Source organism: Aminobacter sp. BE322 (genome assembly GCF_050433525.1).
Lineage (GTDB): Bacteria > Pseudomonadota > Alphaproteobacteria > Rhizobiales > Rhizobiaceae > Aminobacter.
In genome coordinates this window covers 123,195-139,356 of sequence record NZ_JBNPXB010000010.1, presented here as the reverse complement: position 1 = coordinate 139,356, position 16,162 = coordinate 123,195, and the positions used below count along the sequence as shown (strand labels likewise).

Sequence of the window (16,162 nt, the reverse complement as noted above, 5' to 3'; positions counted from 1 at the left end):
TGGCCGCACGAGGTTTGCGGCCGGACCCTGGCCGGGCTGGACAATCCCCGGATTGAGACCAAAGATGCGGCAAAAGGATTTGGGAGGATCCGAATGCTCGGTCTGATGCAGGAGTGGCCGCTGCTGTGCCACAAGATCTTGGATCACGCAGCACTGCAGCACCCGCATAGGGAGATCGTGTCGCGCTCGGTCGAGGGGCCGATCGTCCGCACCAACTATGCCGAACTGCGGGCGCGATCCCTCCAGGTGGCCCAGCGCCTCGAGCGGGACGGCTTCAAGGACGGCGACCGCATCGCCACACTCGCCTGGAACAGCGCGCGCCACATGGAGGCGTGGTACGGCATCATGGGCATGGGCGGCGTCTACCACACGCTCAACCCGCGGCTTTTCCCCGAGCAACTGGCGTGGATCATGAACCACGCTGAGGACCAGGCGTTGTTCGTCGACCTGACCTTCCTGCCGCTGGTCGAGAAGATCGCGCCGCAGGTGCCGTCGCTCCGGCAGGTCATCGTCCTGACCGATTCGGCGCATCTCCCGCCGAGCGGCCTGGCCAACGTCCTGGCCTATGAAGACTGGCTGGCCGAGGCCGACGGGGACTACGCCTGGAAGCAGCTCGACGAGCATGCCGCGGCCGGCATGTGCTACACGTCGGGCACGACCGGCGACCCGAAGGGCGTCGTCTACAGCCATCGCTCGAACGTGCTGCACGCGATGATCGCCGTCATGCCGGACGCCATGGGCGTTTCCGTCCGCGACGTCGTCCTGCCGGTGGTGCCGATGTTCCACGCCAATGCCTGGGGTCTTGCCCAGAGCGCGCCGATGGTGGGCGCCAAGCTGGTCATGCCGGGCGGCAAGATGGACGGGGCCTCGATCTACGAACTGCTCGACACCGAGCGCGTCACCTTCACCGCGGCGGTGCCTACCGTGTGGCTCATGCTGCTGCAGCATCTCGAGGAAACCGGCAAGAAGTTGCCCCACCTCAACCGGGTGGTGATCGGAGGCTCGGCTTGCCCGCGCACCGTGACCGAAAAATTCGAACGCAACTATGGCGTGGAGGTCGTCCACGCCTGGGGCATGACGGAAATGTCGCCGCTCGGGACACTTTGCACGATCAAGCCCGAATATCAGGACCTCGAAGGAACCGAACGGCTCAATCTCCAGCAGAAGCAGGGGTACACGCCGTTCGGCGTCGAGATGAAGGTCACGGACGACGACAACAAAGAACTGCCGTGGGACGGCAGGACCTTCGGGCGGCTGAAGGTGCGCGGCCCGGCCGTGTCGGCGTCCTATTACGGCGGCGCGAGCGCCGAGCAGTTCGACGCCGACGGCTGGTTCGACACGGGCGACGTCGCCCATGTCGACGAGCACGGCTACATGCAGATCACCGACCGTTCCAAGGATGTCATCAAGTCGGGCGGCGAGTGGATTTCGAGCATCGAGCTGGAAAACCTGGCCGTCGGACATCCCGACGTCCAGGAGGCGGCAGCGATCGGCGTGAAGCACTCGCGCTGGGACGAGCGTCCCTTGCTGGTCGTCGTGCCCAAGCAGGGCAGGAACCCCGACAAGGCCGACCTGTTGGCGCTCTTCGACGGCAAGGTGGCCAAATGGTGGGTGCCCGACGACGTCGTCTTCGTCGACGAGATCCCGCACACCGCCACCGGCAAGATCCAGAAGTCGGTGTTGCGCGAGCGGCTCAAGGACTATCGCCTTCCGACGGATCCTTCTGCCTGAGGATGAAGCGGACGGGGCGTCCCTTTCCACTTCAATGGCCGAACAATTCCCTTTAATCTGTCGCGGCAGCGATCTATGCCGTTTGGGGCGGCGTGCTGCCATCCGCAGCAGGTGACGGGGTTCGATGGTCGAGTTTCACACGAGGTATCTTGAGCCGCGGACGACGCGCGCGGCAGGTCTTTCCCGAGGCATGGCGTCCTTCGCCATGGTCTTGCTGGTCACGGCTGTTCTAGGTCATCGCCGCGGCCTGGTCGAAACGCCTGCCTTCTTCTGGGTGATGGGCATCGTCGCGTTGCTGGCGGCACTTGCGCTGCTGCTTTCGGGATTCGCATTCTCCCGGCTCTGGAAGTTCGGCGACGAGGGCGGGCATGACCTGACCTTTGGCGCGCTCGTGGCGCTGCTGGTGCTTTCCCCCTTCGCCTATACGGCCTACCAGGTCGCCACCCTGCCCATGCTTCGCGACATCTCGACCGATCTCGAGAACCCGCCGGACATCAACGTCGCGGCGTTGATGCGAACGCCAGGCATGAATGGGCTCGAGCCGACATCGCCCGGCGAACGCAGCCTGCAGGCCGAGGCCTACCCGCTGGTCGCCGGCCGGCGCTACGACCTTTCACTCGACCGCGTGCTGGAGAGCGTGACGGCGGTACTTTCTCGCCGCGACTGGGAAGTTATCGTGCCGCCGCCGGCGCCGGAGCAGGCCAGCGGCGAGGTCGACATCGAGGCCGTGGCCCGCACGATGATCCTCGCCTTGCCGTCCGACGTGGGCATTCGCGTCGTGGACGACGGCAATTCGGTGTTCGTCGACATGCGCTCGGCCTCGCGCTACGGGCGGCATGACCTGTCCGTGAACGCCGAACTCATCGTCGGCTTCCTGACCGAGCTGGACCAGGAGATCGCCACCCAGGCAGGCACCGCGACCTCCACGAAGCAGGAATAGCGTCGCCAGAGCGTTTCCGCTTTTCCAGACGGAAAACCGCTTCGCGCCTTTCCTGGAGTTGCTCTAGCTCGCGGGCGCGTAAGTTCCGTCGAGCGCGGGAACTCCGGCGCAGACGACCTCGCCGCGGCCCACCAGATCTTCCAGATGGGCGAACACCGACAGCCCCGCGGCGCCATGCAGGCGGGGGTCGGTGTCGCGGTAGATCGCGCGGACGATTTCCGCGATCGAGCGGTCGCCGGCCCTGAGGCGTTCGAGGATCGCCCGCTCGCGCATCTTGCGGTGCGCCTTCAGCCCGCGAACGAATCGTTTCGGTGACGTCACGGGACCGCCATGTCCCGGCAGGTAGATGCGGTCGTCGCGCTCGATCAGGCGGTCGAGCGAGGCCATGTAGTCCGACATGGCGCCATCGGGCGGCGCGACGATCGAGGTGGACCACGCCATGACGTGGTCGGCGGAGAACAGGATGCCGGTGCCTTCGAGCGAGAAGGCGGCGTGATTGGCCGCATGCCCGGGCGTGAGCACGGTCCCGATGCGCCAGCCCTCGCCCTCGACTACCTGGCCGTCGGCGACGACGAGGTCGGGAACGAAGTCCGTGTCGCTGCTGGCATCCAGTGCCGGGACCTCGCCCAGGTGCAGCGGCCGGGCAGGTCGATGCGGCCCTTCGGCCACCGTCCTGGCGCCGGTCAGCGCCTTCAGCCTGGCCGCCAGCGGCGAGTGGTCGCGATGGGTGTGGCTGACGAAGATGTGGCTCACCGGGCGTCCGGCTATGGTCCGGATCAGCGCCTCCAGATGGGCCTCGTCTTCAGGTCCCGGATCGATCACCGCAAGCGTATCGGAGCCGACGACGTAGCTGTTGGTGCCGTGAAAGGTGAACGGGCTCGGGTTGTTGACGGTCAGCCGGAGCACGCCCTTGGAGATTGGCACGGCGTTGCCATAGGCGGGCTCGAAGCGGGAATCGAAATCGAGGGACATGGCGTGCCGATGCTTGTGCGTTGCTGTGCGGGGCGGCAAATTCGTTTGCCGCTTAGCATGGAAGGCAATATAGGGAAAACCATGTTCGGCACGCCATGGCGCGTGCAACGCAAGGGGATTCCACATGGCCGCCGCATCCAGCACATCCACCGCGCTCGTTTCCGGCGCGCTTCCTGCCAAGGGCGCCATGCGCCTGGCCACCCAGGTTTTGCTGGCGGTCGCCGGTTCGTTGCTGCTGGTCGCCTCGGCCAAGACCAAGGTCGTGCTCGGCCCGGTCGACATGTCGCTGCAGACGCTGGCCGTACTCGGCATCGGCGCCGCCTTCGGACTGCGCCTGGGTCTCGCGACGGTGGTGCTTTACATGGCGCAGGGCGCCATGGGCTACCCGGTATTCCAGAGCACGCCTGAGAAGGGCATCGGCATCGCCTACATGCTCGGCTCTACCGGCGGTTATCTCGCCGGCTTCGTCGCCATGGTGGCGATCGTCGGCTGGGCCGTCGACCGTGGCTGGGGCCGCAGTCTGGTCAAGATGCTGGGCGCCATGCTGGTCGCCGAGGTGGTCATGATGGCCATGGGCTTCTCGTGGCTGTCGCTGCTGATCGGCGCCGACAAGGCCTGGCAGTTCGGCGTGGTGCCGTTCATCGTTCCCGATCTCATCAAGGTCGCGCTCGCCGCCGCAGCCGTACCGGCAATCTGGGCGCTCGTGCCCAAGAAGGGCTGATCGGCCTCAACCCACTGGTTTTGCAGGCGCCCCGGCACTAAAAAGCCGGGGCGTCTTGCATTTCGAGGTCACGCTGGAGCGTACCCATGACCGTTCTCGTCACCGGAACCGCCGGTTTCATCGGTTTTCACCTCGCCCGCCGGCTGCTGGCCGACGGATATGAGGTCGTGGGCTTCGACAGCGTGACCGATTACTACGACACCTCGCTCAAGCGGGCGCGGCTGGACATGCTTGCCGAATATGGCGACTTCCGCTTCGTCCGGGCCGATCTGGCCGACGCCGCGGCGGTCAAGGCGGCCTTCGCGGCCAAGCCCGAGATCGTCATCAACCTCGCGGCACAGGCCGGCGTGCGCTATTCGCTCGACCATCCGCAGGCCTATGTCGACGCCAATATCACCGGCTTCCTCAACATCCTGGAGAACTGCCGCTCGTCGCTGCCGAAGCATCTCATCTATGCCTCGTCGAGCTCGGTCTATGGCGGCAACAAGAAGCAGCCCTACTCGCCGCGCGACGGCGTCGACCATCCCGTCAGCCTCTATGCCGCGACCAAGAAGGCCAACGAACTGATGGCGCATACCTACAGCCATCTGTTCGGTGTGCCCGCGACCGGCCTTCGCTTCTTCACCGTCTACGGTCCGTGGGGGCGGCCGGACATGGCCTACTACAAGTTCACCAAGGCGATCTTCGCCGGCGAGGGGATCGACATCTACAACGACGGCGACATGTACCGGGACTTCACCTATGTCGACGACATCGTCGAAGGCATCGTCCGGCTGATCGACCATCCCCCGGTGGCCGACCCCGGCTACGACATCGCCGCAGGCGGCGCCTCGGGAAGCTGGGCGCCGCACCGGGTGATGAACATCGGCAACCGCCGCAAGGAGCATCTCATGGAGATGGTCCGCATCCTCGAGCGGGCGACCGGCCGCGAAGCGGTCAAGAACTTCATGCCGCTGCAGCCGGGCGACGTGCTCAGCACCTGGGCCGACGTCAGCGACCTCGAGGCATTGATCGGCGAGCTTCCGCACACGCCGATCGAGGAGGGGCTGGTCCGCTTCGTCGACTGGTACGGCCGCTACCACCGCGTCCAGTAGGGGGATCCTTCAGACATACTGGCCTCCGCTCGCCGAACTGCCGGCAGTGTCGCCCGGCAGGTAGTTGGCTCCGCCCGAGCCGGTATCGATGACCCCGTTCCGGGCAACCGCGTAGCGCGGGCCGGTGGCGGCTCCGGTGAAGCTCATGCCGCCGCACGAAATGTCGCCACTGTCGCACGACGCGAAGGCGGTGGCGAAAGCGGGCGTCGTCGACAGCGCCACCGTGCGCAGTGCCGCGTCGATGATGCCGCCCGCACGTGCCGACCAGTGGACGGGGGCGGCACCGGTGACGGCGTAGTCGCCGACGGCGCGCACCGTGCCGTGGTTGCCGCTGGAGACATGTCCATCGGCGCAGCCCCCGAAGCTCACATTGGTGAACTCCAGCGACCCGCCGTCGGCATTGAGGCCGAAACCGGCACCCGTGACACGGACTTCGAGATCACGGACGAGGCAGCGCCCGCCCGCTGCGACGCTGACGGCACTGGTGCCGTCGGCGGCAATGACGACATTGCCCGGGTTGCCGCCATTGCCGGCGATCACCAGTGCCGACGCGCCGGCCTGTCCGACGGCGGGCGGGACGCGGACGGCGGCCGAGTAGGTGCCGTCGGCGATCTGGACGGTGACGGTAAAGCCGGCCATGTCGAGGCCGGCCACCGTGCCGAGCGCCTTTTGGATGGTCTTGAAGGCGCCGGCGGCGGAATTCGCGAGGCCGCTGTTGGCGTCCGCACCGTCGGTCCGGACAAAGTAGGTTCTGTCGGCCGTCAGAAGTTCGCGGACGTGGCGCCTGGCGACGACCTGGTTCTGGTCGCTCAGGGCCAGGCCCGCCGGCAGCAGCACGCGCCCATCCATGCGGCTCACCTTGAGCGCCTCGGTCCAGGCACCGCCGTCGGACGACACCTTGACGTGCCAGTCGTCGTCGCCGGCGAGGCCGAACTCGGCACGGCCGGAATAGCCGGTCTGGAACAGCAGCGAGGCATTGTCCCCTGCGGCGGCCTTGTTGACCTTGACCTGGTGGCCGGCACCCTGGTTGTCGAACAGCACAGCCGGGCTTCTGACCGCGAGCCGGTTGGTGTTGTCGGCGGTGGTATTGACGCCGACCAGCCCCACCGGGTTGACCCCCAGCGCGGCCGTATCGACCCAGCTGCCGCCGTCATGGGCAAGGATGCGCTGTTCGTCGGCGAGCCAGGCGAGCCAGCCTTTCACGGGCAGGTGGAAGCTCCAGGCGCCGTCCTGCCAGGCGGCGACCTGGCCAGATTTGCCCGCCCAGGCGCCGGTGGCGGCCGCAGCGACGATGTAGCGGTCGCCTTCGGCGGGGGTGGCCGGCGGCGTGCCCAGGTGTCGGTCGAGGATGCCGAGCTGCACCAGCGCGTCGAGTGCCAGCAGCGCCTCGTTGTGGGTGACGTGCTTCTGTGCCTGCGATGGCATGATGAAGGGCATCTTCAGATTTGTCGTTTGTTCCAAGGCCGTCTCCTTCGGTTGAGGCCGGCAATGATACGGCCGGGCCGAAGGGGGTGGAAAAACGCCAAATTCTTTCCACTTTTGCCGGTATGTTGGCACCGGCGAGACGACTTGCGGCGGGTGCGCGTGAAATCGCATTCCGACTCCGGTGGGCAAGGGGCAAAATCTGACCGGCGGTCCGGTGCTTTTTGGTCGTTGGCTGCTTGAGACGATGCTGAATTATGAGAAACTGCGCGCGAAAGGACGTGTTGGTCACAGGCGCGCGTCCACCGACACGCACCGAAGGCCCCCTAATGCTTGCCAGACTGACGCACCTGGATCGTCTCGAAGCCGAGGCAATCCACATCTTCCGCGAGGTCGCGGCGACATTCTCGAAGCCGGTGATGCTCTATTCCGTTGGGAAAGATTCCTCGGTCCTGCTGCATCTGGCGATGAAGGCCTTCTATCCCGCCAAGCCGCCGTTCCCGTTCCTCCACGTCGACACGACCTGGAAGTTCCGCGAGATGATCGCGTTTCGCGACCAGATGGCGCGCGAACTCGGCTTCGACCTTCTGGTGCACGTCAATCCGGACGGCATCCGCGACAACATCAATCCGTTCGACCACGGGTCGAATACCCACACCCATGTGATGAAGACGGTCGGGCTGCGCCAGGCGCTCGACAAGTATGGCTTCGACGCGGCCTTCGGCGGGGCGCGCCGTGACGAGGAGAAGTCGCGCGCCAAGGAGCGCATCTTCTCGTTCCGCAACGCCCAGCATGCCTGGGACCCCAAGAACCAGCGGCCGGAGATGTGGAAGATCTACAACACGCGGGTTGCGGCCGGCGAGTCGATCCGCGTGTTCCCGCTGTCGAATTGGACCGAGCTCGATATCTGGCAGTACATCCTGCAGGAGAACATCCCGATCGTGCCGCTCTATTTCGCCAAGCACCGGCCGGTGGTCGAGCGCGACGGCATGCTGATCCTGCGCGACGACGACCGCATGAGGCTGCGCCCCGGCGAGGTGGTGGAGAACCGGCTGGTGCGCTTCCGCACGCTCGGCTGCTACCCGCTGACGGGTGCCATCGAATCCGACGCCGACAGTCTCGAGGCGATCGTCGGCGAGATGCTGACGGCCCGCACGTCCGAACGGCAGGGACGCCTCATCGACCGCGACGAAGCCGGTTCGATGGAAAAGAAGAAGCGCGAGGGGTACTTCTGATGCGCCAGGCCGTCGCCACCAAGATCGAGACCGTGGAAAGCGTCCGCGACTACCTCGCCGCCCAGGAGCAGAAGTCGCTGCTGCGCTTCCTGACCTGCGGCTCGGTCGATGATGGAAAGTCGACGCTGATCGGCCGGCTGCTTTCCGATACCAAGCAGATTTTCGAGGACCAGCTCGCGGCGCTCGAGCGCGATTCGCGCAAGCACGGCACGACCGGCGAGGACGTCGATTTCGCGCTCCTGGTCGATGGGCTCGAGGCCGAGCGCGAGCAGGGCATCACCATCGACGTCGCCTACCGCTTCTTCGCCACGCCGAAGCGCAAGTTCATCGTCGCCGACACGCCGGGTCACGAGCAGTACACGCGCAACATGGCGACCGGCGCCTCGACCGCCGACCTCGCCATCGTGCTGGTCGACGCACGCCAGGGCGTACTGCGCCAGACGCGCCGGCACTCGATCATCGCCTCGCTGCTCGGCATCAGGAACATCGTGGTCGCGATCAACAAGATCGACCTCGTCGGTTTCGACCGGGCCGTGTTCGAGCGCATCTCCGCCGACTACCTGGCCTTCGCCGAAAGCCTCGGCTTCAACTCCATCGTGCCGGTCCCGATGTCGGCGCGCTACGGCGACAACGTCACCCGTCGTTCCGACAAGATGGCCTGGTATGCCGGCCCGACGCTGATCGACCATCTCGAAACGGTGGTCGTGGAGGAGGAGGCGGCCGCGAAGCCCTTCCGCTTCCCGGTGCAATACGTCAACAGGCCCAATCTCGATTTCCGCGGCTTTGCCGGAACCGTCGCCTCGGGCGCGATCTCGCAGGGCGACGAAGTCGTGGTGGCGAAGTCCGGCAAGGCCGCCAGGGTCAAGCGCATCGTCGCCCATGGTGGCGACCTGCAGACGGCCGTCGCGGGGCAGGCGATCACGCTCGTGCTCGACGACGAGGTCGAGGTGTCGCGCGGCAACGTGCTGGTGACGCCCGATGCCCGGCCGCATGTCGCCGACCAGTTCGCCGCCAACGTCGTCTGGTTCGACGAGAAGGCGCTGCTTCCCGGCCGGTCATACATACTACGCACCGAGACGGACCAGGCGAGCGCCACCGTCACCGATCTCAAATACAGGATCAACGTCAACGACTTCGCCCACGAGGCGGCGAAGTCGCTGGAGATGAACGAGGTCGGGGTCTGCAACATTTCCAGCCAGTCGCCGGTGGCGTTCGACGGCTTCGCCGACAACCGCACGACGGGCGCATTCATCCTCATCGACCGCATCAGCAATGCGACGGTCGGCGCCGGCATGATCCTGCATCCGCTGCGCCGCGCCGAGAACATCCACTGGCAGTCGCTTGACGTCACCCGCAAGGCGCGCGCCGAGCTCAAGAACCAGCGTCCCGCCGTGCTGTGGTTCACCGGCCTTTCGGGATCGGGCAAGTCGACGGTCGCGAACCTGCTCGAAAAGAAGCTGCATGCGGCCGGCCGGCACACCTACATCCTCGACGGCGACAACGTCCGCCACGGCCTCAACCGAGACCTCGGCTTCACCGACGAGGACAGGGTCGAGAACATCCGGCGCGTCGCCGAAGTGGCCAAGCTGATGGCCGATGCCGGGCTCGTCGTCATCGTTTCCTTCATCTCGCCGTTCCGGGCCGAGCGGCGCATGGCGCGCGAGCTGATGGGGCAGGGCGAGTTCGTCGAAGTGTTCATCGACACGCCGTTCGAGGAATGCGCGCGGCGCGATCCGAAGGGCCTCTATGCACGCGCGCTCTCCGGCGCGATCAAGAATTTCACCGGCGTCGATTCACCCTATGAAACGCCGGAGAATCCTGAGATTCATCTGCAGACTCTCGGCAAGACGCCTGAGGAGATGGTCGAAATTGTCGAGAACTGGCTGAATGAGCGTGACATCGCAGAGCATCAATACGACGACGGCGGCGGCATCTGACGAGGCCATCCTCGAACTGTTCGAGCGCCTGGCGCTGGAAGCCGGGCGGTCCGTCATGGAAGTTTTCCATTCCGACATCGCGGTGACGGACAAGCCGGATGCCTCGCCCGTCACCCAGGCCGATCGCGCCGCCGAACGCGTGATCCTCGAGGGTTTGCGCGCGGCGTTTCCCGACGTGCCGTGCGTTGCCGAGGAAGAGATCGCCGCGGGCGTGGTGCCACCCTCGCTCGGCCGGGCCTTCTTCTTGGTCGATCCGCTCGACGGCACAAAGGAATTCGTCAGGCGCCATACCGATTTCACCGTCAACATCGCGCTGGTCAGGGACGGCGCGCCCGAGATCGGCGTGGTCTACGCGCCTTGCACCGGCAGGTTCTTTGCCGGCAGGCCGGGCAGGGCCGAGGCCTTCGAGGCACGGGACGGCAAGGCCGTTTCGCAGCGCCGTCGCATCCATGTGCGCGAGGGGCGCGAGCCGCTGACCATCGTCGCCAGCCGTTCGCACCGCACGCCGGAAACCGAAGCCTTCATCAGGAAGGTTTCGGCCGCCGAGATCGTCTCGGTCGGCTCGTCGCTGAAATTCTGCCTTGTCGCCGCGGGGGAGGCCGACATCTATCCGCGCTTCGGCCGGACGATGGAGTGGGACACGGCCGCCGGAGATGCGGTGCTGCGCGCCGCCGGCGGCACCACGCATACGCTGGATGGCGCGCCGCTGGTCTACGGCAAGCGCAACCAGAAGGACGACGCGGATTTCGCCAATCCGCACTTCGTCTCGAGCGGCCGGATCGTCGACCCGGCCTTCATGTTCTGATTTTACACCGCGCTTACTCGGCCGCGATCTTGGCCGAGTTCGAGCCGACATAGTTGCGGATCGTGGAGATGATCCGGTCCTGGTCGGCTTCGCTGAGATAGGGGTGCATCGGCAGGCAGAGGATGGTGCCAGGCACGGCCTCCGAAACCGGCAGTCCGCCCGGCGTGCGCGGATAGTGGCTGTAGGCGACCTGGCTGTGCAGCGGCTTCACGTAGTAGATGACCGACGGAATTCCCTGCTCCTGCAGGTGCTTCTTGAGCCCGTCGCGGTCGGCGGTCTCGATGGCGTATTGCGCCCAGGCCGAGCGACCGGCAGCGGGAGCCCGCGAAGCCTTGACCACGTCGCCGAGGCCGTCGGCATAGCGCTGGGCGACGCGCGCGCGCGCTTCCATCTCGTCTTCGAGGATGGCGAGCTTCTCGATCAGGATCGCGGCCTGGAGCGTGTCGAGGCGCGAGTTCAGGCCGACATGGATGTTGTCGTACTGGGTCTCGCCCTTGCCGTGGAAGGCGAACGAGCGGAGCTTGGCGGCGAAGGCGTCGTCGTTGGTGAACATCGCGCCGCCGTCGCCATAGCAGCCGAGCGGCTTGGCCGGATAGAAGCTGGTGGCGCCGACATGGCCGAACGAACCGCACATCTTGCCGTCCAGCTTGCCGCCGATGGACTGGGCGGCGTCCTCGATGACCAGCAGGTTCTCACGCTTGGCGATGGCGTCGATCGCCGCATAGTCGGCGGCGATGCCGAACAGGTCGACCGGAATGATCGCCTTGGGCTTGAGGCGGCCTTCGGCCTTGATCATGGCGATTGCGGCTTCGAGGCTTTCGATGGAGATGTTGTAGGTGTCGGGCTCGATGTCGACGAAGACCGGCTCGGCCTTGGCGAGCGCAACGACTTCGGCCGTGGCGGCGAAGGTGAAGCTCGGCACGAACACCGCATCGCCCGGGCCGATGCCGGAGGCGAGCAGCGGCAGCAGCAGCGCATCGGTGCCGTTGGCGCAGGCAACGACATGCTTGACGCCGACATACTTGGCCAACTGGTTCTCGAATTCGGTGACTTCGGGCCCCAGGATGTAGCGGCCGTCGTCGACGACCTTGTCGATGGCCGCCTTCAGGCGGTCGCGGATTCTTTCGCGCTGCGCGCCGAGATCGATGAACTGCATTGCCCCAAACCCTTTGATTTTGTTCGGCTGCTGATAGCAGAGTTGCCGAAGTCGAAAAAGCAGAGCTGCCTGCGGCATCCCGTGCGCGGATTGGGTTCTTGTTACTTTCGCTTGCGATGCCAGCGGCCCGAAAATGGCGGAAAAGCTGGGTTTTGCACGAGCCGGCTGCTGCCCGGGCTCGGCGAACCGAAACATAAAGTGATCGGCAATAACGGCTTCTTGCGTCCGATTCAGGCCAGTTCGCGTCGCCAGGGCGGGTTTGCGCCGGCGCGCGAGACGGTGATCGCGGCGGCTCGCGCACCAAGGCTGAGGGCCTCACGGATAGCTGTTTCGGATAGCTCGGAGATCGCCTGCTTGGAGAGCGCCTTTTGCTCATGCAGAGACGCGAGCACCCCGGCGTTGAAGGTGTCGCCGGCGCCGACGGTGTCGACGACCGTCACTTTTTCCGGAGTCACGGATACCTTGTGGTTGGCGCTGTAGGCGGTCGCTCCCTTGCTGCCGGCGGTGACGATGACGAGCCTGGGCCCCTTGCCGAGCCAGCGTGCGGCCACGTCCTCCTGGCTGCCGACCTCGCCGAACCAGCCGAGGTCCTCGTCCGACAGCTTGACGATGTCGGCCATGGCGATCATCCGCTCCATGCGCGCAAGATGATGCTTCTTGTCCTGGATGAAGCCGGGGCGGATGTTCGGATCGAGCATGGTGACGCGCTTGGCGTACTCGCGCCGCATCAGCGCTTCGTAGGCCGCGCCGCAAGGCTCGGGGATCAGGCTGATGGCGCCGAACAGTATGGCGTCGATGTCGTCGCCGAGCGCGGGCAGGTCGGCATCGGTGAGCATTCGGCCGGCGGTATTCTCGTCGTAGAAGGTATAGGTCGCGTGGCCGTCCGTGAGGCGGACGAAGGCCAGCGTCGTCGGACGGCCAGAGAGGTTGGCATAGCGCGAACCGACGTCGCTGGCCGCCAGCACATCGCGAATCTGTTGGCCGAACAGGTCGGAGGAGAGGCCGGAGAAGAATTCGGTCGGCACGCCGAGCCTGCCGAGCGCGATTGCCGAGTTGAAGATCGCGCCGCCGGCATAGGGCGCGAAGGACGGTTCGCCCTGAGTGCTCTGCCGCGGCAGCATGTCGATCAGCGCTTCGCCGCAGCACAGGATCATGGCTTGTCCGTCCCCTTTGGATAGATGACACCCTTGCGGATGATGACGTTGGCGTAGAGCCTGGGCTCGGTGGTCGCAATGATGGTGTGGGCCGCTTTCACGCGATCATAGAATGCCCCACCCGGCAGCGGCACGACGGCGAATCCAGGCGCTCGCCGGGCGCACACGGCCTCGATCTCGCCGTGCACCGGATCGGACCGGGCCGGATCGCCCTTCACCGACGAGCGGAAGATCGCCTGGGGCACGAAATCGTCGACCGGCAGGACCTGCAGCACGGCGTCGAGCATGGGGATCAGGTCGAGGCCGTCGGCGCGGACCACGCGGCGGCCATGCTCCTGCGCCGGATAATTGCCGTCGACGATGGCGATCTCGTCGCCGTGGCCCATGGAGCGCAGAGTGAACAGCAGCTCCGGTCCGAGCACTGGGGGAATTCCGATCAACACGTTCATGGACCTCGCGAAAGTGCGGTCGCGCCGACGAGGAAGCGCTCCGACAGGGGCAGGCTCGCCCCGCCCAAAGCGCGTGCGTGGATGCCTACGGTTCCCTCGCGCACCGAGGGCAGGCGCAAGCCCTCGACGTCGATCTTGCCGATCGAAGCCTGGACGGCCTCGACGAGCCGGGCGCGGATCTTCCCGGGCATCCAGCCGTCGATGACGGCACTCTCGAAGTCGATGACGGAGGCGGAGGCAACGATGGCGTATGCCAGGGCATCGCCCGCCTTGGAAAGCCAGTCGTCGAGATCCTGACCGAGGTCGCCCCAGTCTTCCGGCGACGTCCACAGATGGGCGGCATCCATACCGCGTGCGTTGAGCGCTTTCTCCAGCATGGCGATCGAGGCGACGTCGATGAGCTGCGTCGGCTTGCCTGCCGGGCCGGGTACCGGCATCGAGCCGAGCGCGCCGGCATTGCCGGTCGGTCCGCTGTAGAGCCGGCCGTTGAGCACCACTCCGCCGCCGGCGAAGGCGCCGATGTAGAAATAGACGAAGTCGCGCAAGGTGCCGATGTCGCCGAAGACGAGCTCGGCGCCGCAGGCCGACGTGGCGTCGTTCTGCAGGTAGACGGGAAAGGGGAACAGCGCCTGCAGGTCGGAGCGCATGTCGCGGTTGCGCCACTCCTCCATCACCTCGCGCGGTGCGCCTGCCGTGTCGACCCAGTTCCACAGTTCGAACGGCATGGCGACGCCGAGGCCGGCGATCCGCTTGTCCTGGTCGCGCGTCAGGCCCGCACGCATCTGCGCGATGCCTGATTTCACGAAGTCGACAGTGTCGCGCGGGGCAGGGTAGCGGTAGGAATTCTGCAGCATGGCGCGCGTGTTGCCGAGGAAGTCGATGAGCACGAGCTCGGCGCTGCGGCGGCCGATCTTGAGGCCGATGAAGAAGGCGCCCTCGGGATTCAGCGCCATGGGGATGGACGGCTGGCCGATCTTGCCGCGGATGGGTTCCTGCCTGAGCAGCAGGCCCTCGTACTCGAGCTCGCGCATGATCACGGAAACCGTCTGGGCCGAAAGGCCGGTCATGCGCGCGATGTCGGACTTGGCGAGGGCGCCGCTCTGCCGCACCAGCGACAGCACCAGCCGCTCGTTGTGGTCGCGCATGCCGCTCTGGTTCGTTCCCCGCAGGCGCTGGCTTTCAGCTTCCGGCGAACCGTGTCTCACGCTCCCGGCCTCCACCGGACTCCTCCCGTCATTTTCGTTCTTTCGTTTTGGTCCAGAATGCGGCTGGCCTGCAATCCTGTCAATAATAAATAAGAGTGATTTATTTATTGACTCGTCGACACGTTTGGTGTTTCGTCGTTGCCGGATGCTCGACTGGGAAGAGTAAACGAGCGTCCCCGGCCACCGACCGATGGGGCCATTGTTTGGATCTGGGAGGAGTACCCGATGAAATTTTCCGTTCTGAAGACGACCGTGTTCGGCGCCGCGGTTGCCGGCCTTGCCGCACTTTCCGCTCCCGCTTCGGCAGACGAAGTGGGCGCGTGCCTTATCACCAAGACCGACACCAACCCGTTTTTCGTCAAGATGAAGGAAGGTGCGACCGCCAAGGCCAAGGAACTCGGCGTCAACCTGAAGAGCTATGCCGGCAAGATCGACGGCGACAGCGAGAGCCAGGTTGCGGCCATCGAATCCTGCATCGCCGACGGCGCCAAGGGCATCCTGATCACTGCTTCCGACACCAAGGGCATCGTGCCCGCGGTCAAGAAGGCCCGCGACGCCGGCATCCTGGTGATCGCGCTCGACACTCCGCTCGAGCCGGCAGACTCGGCCGACGCCACCTTCGCCACCGACAATCTGCTGGCCGGCAAGCTGATCGGCCAGTGGGCCGCGGCCACGCTCGGCGACAAGGCCAAGGACGCCAAGGTTGCCTTCCTCGACCTGACCCCGTCGCAGCCGACGGTCGACGTGCTGCGCGACCAGGGCTTCATGATGGGCTTCGGCATCGACGTGAAGGACGCCAACAAGATCGGCGACGAGGACGATGCGCGCATCGTTGGCCACGACGTCACCAACGGCAACGAAGAGGGCGGCCGCAAGGCCATGGAGAACCTTCTCCAGAAGGACCCGGGCATCAACGTCGTCCACACCATCAACGAGCCGGCCGCCGCCGGCGCCTACGAAGCGCTGAAGGCTGTCGGCATGGAGAAGAACGTGCTCATCGTCTCCGTCGACGGCGGCTGCCCGGGCGTCAAGAACGTCGAGGCCGGCGTCATCGGCGCCACTTCGCAGCAGTATCCGCTGCTTATGGCATCGCTCGGCATCGAGGCGATCAAGAAGTTCGCCGACAGCGGCGAGAAGCCCAAGCCGACCGAGGGCAAGGACTTCTTTGACACCGGCGTTTCGCTGGTGACCGACAAGCCCGCCCAGGGCGTCGAATCGATCGACGTCAAGACCGGCCTAGCCAAGTGCTGGGGTTGATCTGACCGCCTTACGGCGTGACACTCTTGAAGACGGAGGGCGGCCAGTCCCTGGTCGCCCTTCTGGCAAGAGGGATGGAAAGTC

Annotated in this window: 14 protein-coding genes; 8 read left to right on the top strand and 6 right to left on the bottom strand. The window is 65.8% G+C overall.

The annotated features are described in order from the left end of the window. Positions 1–93: 93 nt before the first annotated feature. The gene (locus J2X50_RS15695) at positions 94–1,731 is read left to right on the top strand and encodes a long-chain-fatty-acid--CoA ligase (RefSeq protein ID WP_429096370.1); all 1,638 of its coding nucleotides are present in this window, start codon (positions 94–96) and stop codon (positions 1,729–1,731) included. Positions 1,732–1,855: 124 nt separating this feature from the next. Beyond that, positions 1,856–2,671, top strand: coding sequence for a DUF1499 domain-containing protein (locus tag J2X50_RS15690; protein WP_429096369.1), 816 nt, complete (start codon positions 1,856–1,858; stop codon positions 2,669–2,671). Between the two features lie 63 nt (positions 2,672–2,734). Here J2X50_RS15690 and J2X50_RS15685 read toward each other — a convergent pair whose 3' ends face one another. Continuing rightward, positions 2,735–3,643 carry an MBL fold metallo-hydrolase gene (locus J2X50_RS15685; protein WP_429096368.1) on the bottom strand — a complete coding sequence of 303 codons (909 nt, stop codon included), beginning with the start codon at positions 3,641–3,643 and terminating at the stop codon, positions 2,735–2,737. A 124-nt stretch (positions 3,644–3,767) separates the two neighbouring features. Here J2X50_RS15685 and J2X50_RS15680 point away from each other — a divergent pair, with 124 nt between their 5' ends. Together J2X50_RS15680 and J2X50_RS15675 are read left to right on the top strand one after the other, a co-directional pair. Continuing rightward, the gene (locus tag J2X50_RS15680; RefSeq protein ID WP_429096367.1) at positions 3,768–4,364 is read left to right on the top strand and encodes a biotin transporter BioY; all 597 of its coding nucleotides are present in this window, start codon (positions 3,768–3,770) and stop codon (positions 4,362–4,364) included. 86 nt (positions 4,365–4,450) lie between these two features. Further along, entirely contained in the window at positions 4,451–5,458 is a 1,008-nt protein-coding gene (locus J2X50_RS15675; protein WP_429096365.1) for an SDR family NAD(P)-dependent oxidoreductase, read from the top strand. Positions 5,459–5,467: 9 nt separating this feature from the next. Here J2X50_RS15675 and J2X50_RS15670 read toward each other — a convergent pair whose 3' ends face one another. Then, on the bottom strand, positions 5,468–6,919 hold the full coding sequence (locus tag J2X50_RS15670; protein WP_429096364.1) for a DUF2793 domain-containing protein: 1,452 nt from the start codon (positions 6,917–6,919) through the stop codon (positions 5,468–5,470). Between the two features lie 290 nt (positions 6,920–7,209). Here J2X50_RS15670 and cysD point away from each other — a divergent pair, with 290 nt between their 5' ends. From cysD to cysQ, 3 genes are read left to right on the top strand one after another with little or no spacing between them, the layout of a single operon-like run. Continuing rightward, entirely contained in the window at positions 7,210–8,115 is a 906-nt protein-coding gene (cysD, locus tag J2X50_RS15665) for a sulfate adenylyltransferase subunit CysD (RefSeq protein WP_429096362.1), read from the top strand. Next, positions 8,115–10,052, top strand: a complete 1,938-nt coding sequence (cysN, locus tag J2X50_RS15660; RefSeq protein ID WP_429096361.1) for a sulfate adenylyltransferase subunit CysN — start codon at positions 8,115–8,117, stop codon at positions 10,050–10,052. Before cysD ends, cysN begins: the two co-directional genes overlap by 1 nt. After that, positions 10,003–10,857 carry a 3'(2'),5'-bisphosphate nucleotidase CysQ gene (cysQ, locus tag J2X50_RS15655; protein ID WP_429096359.1) on the top strand — a complete coding sequence of 285 codons (855 nt, stop codon included), beginning with the start codon at positions 10,003–10,005 and terminating at the stop codon, positions 10,855–10,857. The genes cysN and cysQ overlap by 50 nt, the downstream gene beginning before the upstream one ends. Positions 10,858–10,870: 13 nt before the next feature. Here cysQ and J2X50_RS15650 read toward each other — a convergent pair whose 3' ends face one another. The 4 genes from J2X50_RS15650 to J2X50_RS15635 form a co-directional block, all read right to left on the bottom strand. Beyond that, the gene (locus J2X50_RS15650) at positions 10,871–12,013 is read right to left on the bottom strand and encodes a DegT/DnrJ/EryC1/StrS family aminotransferase (protein ID WP_429096357.1); all 1,143 of its coding nucleotides are present in this window, start codon (positions 12,011–12,013) and stop codon (positions 10,871–10,873) included. A gap of 230 nt (positions 12,014–12,243) precedes the next feature. Beyond that, on the bottom strand, positions 12,244–13,167 hold the full coding sequence (locus J2X50_RS15645) for a carbohydrate kinase family protein (protein ID WP_429096355.1): 924 nt from the start codon (positions 13,165–13,167) through the stop codon (positions 12,244–12,246). Continuing rightward, positions 13,164–13,610: an RbsD/FucU family protein gene (locus tag J2X50_RS15640; RefSeq protein WP_429096449.1), complete on the bottom strand. Its 447-nt coding sequence runs from the start codon at positions 13,608–13,610 to the stop codon at positions 13,164–13,166. Before J2X50_RS15640 ends, J2X50_RS15645 begins: the two co-directional genes overlap by 4 nt. 2 nt (positions 13,611–13,612) lie before the next feature. Beyond that, the gene (locus tag J2X50_RS15635; protein ID WP_429096353.1) at positions 13,613–14,836 is read right to left on the bottom strand and encodes an ROK family transcriptional regulator; all 1,224 of its coding nucleotides are present in this window, start codon (positions 14,834–14,836) and stop codon (positions 13,613–13,615) included. Between the two features lie 210 nt (positions 14,837–15,046). On the opposite strand from J2X50_RS15635, the gene J2X50_RS15630 reads away from it, so the two are divergent. Then, on the top strand, positions 15,047–16,078 hold the full coding sequence (locus J2X50_RS15630) for a sugar ABC transporter substrate-binding protein (RefSeq protein WP_429096351.1): 1,032 nt from the start codon (positions 15,047–15,049) through the stop codon (positions 16,076–16,078). The last annotated feature ends 84 nt before the right edge of the window (positions 16,079–16,162 follow it).

Coding starts and splice junctions, on each gene's coding strand:
- J2X50_RS15680 (WP_429096367.1), top strand. CDS start 3,768: ATGGCCGCCGCATCCAGCACATCCACCGCGCTCGTTTCCGGCGCGCTT.
- J2X50_RS15675 (WP_429096365.1), top strand. CDS start 4,451: ATGACCGTTCTCGTCACCGGAACCGCCGGTTTCATCGGTTTTCACCTC.
- J2X50_RS15690 (WP_429096369.1), top strand. CDS start 1,856: ATGGTCGAGTTTCACACGAGGTATCTTGAGCCGCGGACGACGCGCGCG.
- cysN (WP_429096361.1), top strand. CDS start 8,115: ATGCGCCAGGCCGTCGCCACCAAGATCGAGACCGTGGAAAGCGTCCGC.
- J2X50_RS15650 (WP_429096357.1), bottom strand. CDS start 12,013: ATGCAGTTCATCGATCTCGGCGCGCAGCGCGAAAGAATCCGCGACCGC.
- J2X50_RS15630 (WP_429096351.1), top strand. CDS start 15,047: ATGAAATTTTCCGTTCTGAAGACGACCGTGTTCGGCGCCGCGGTTGCC.
- J2X50_RS15645 (WP_429096355.1), bottom strand. CDS start 13,167: ATGATCCTGTGCTGCGGCGAAGCGCTGATCGACATGCTGCCGCGGCAG.
- cysQ (WP_429096359.1), top strand. CDS start 10,003: ATGAGCGTGACATCGCAGAGCATCAATACGACGACGGCGGCGGCATCT.
- J2X50_RS15695 (WP_429096370.1), top strand. CDS start 94: ATGCTCGGTCTGATGCAGGAGTGGCCGCTGCTGTGCCACAAGATCTTG.
- J2X50_RS15685 (WP_429096368.1), bottom strand. CDS start 3,643: ATGTCCCTCGATTTCGATTCCCGCTTCGAGCCCGCCTATGGCAACGCC.
- cysD (WP_429096362.1), top strand. CDS start 7,210: ATGCTTGCCAGACTGACGCACCTGGATCGTCTCGAAGCCGAGGCAATC.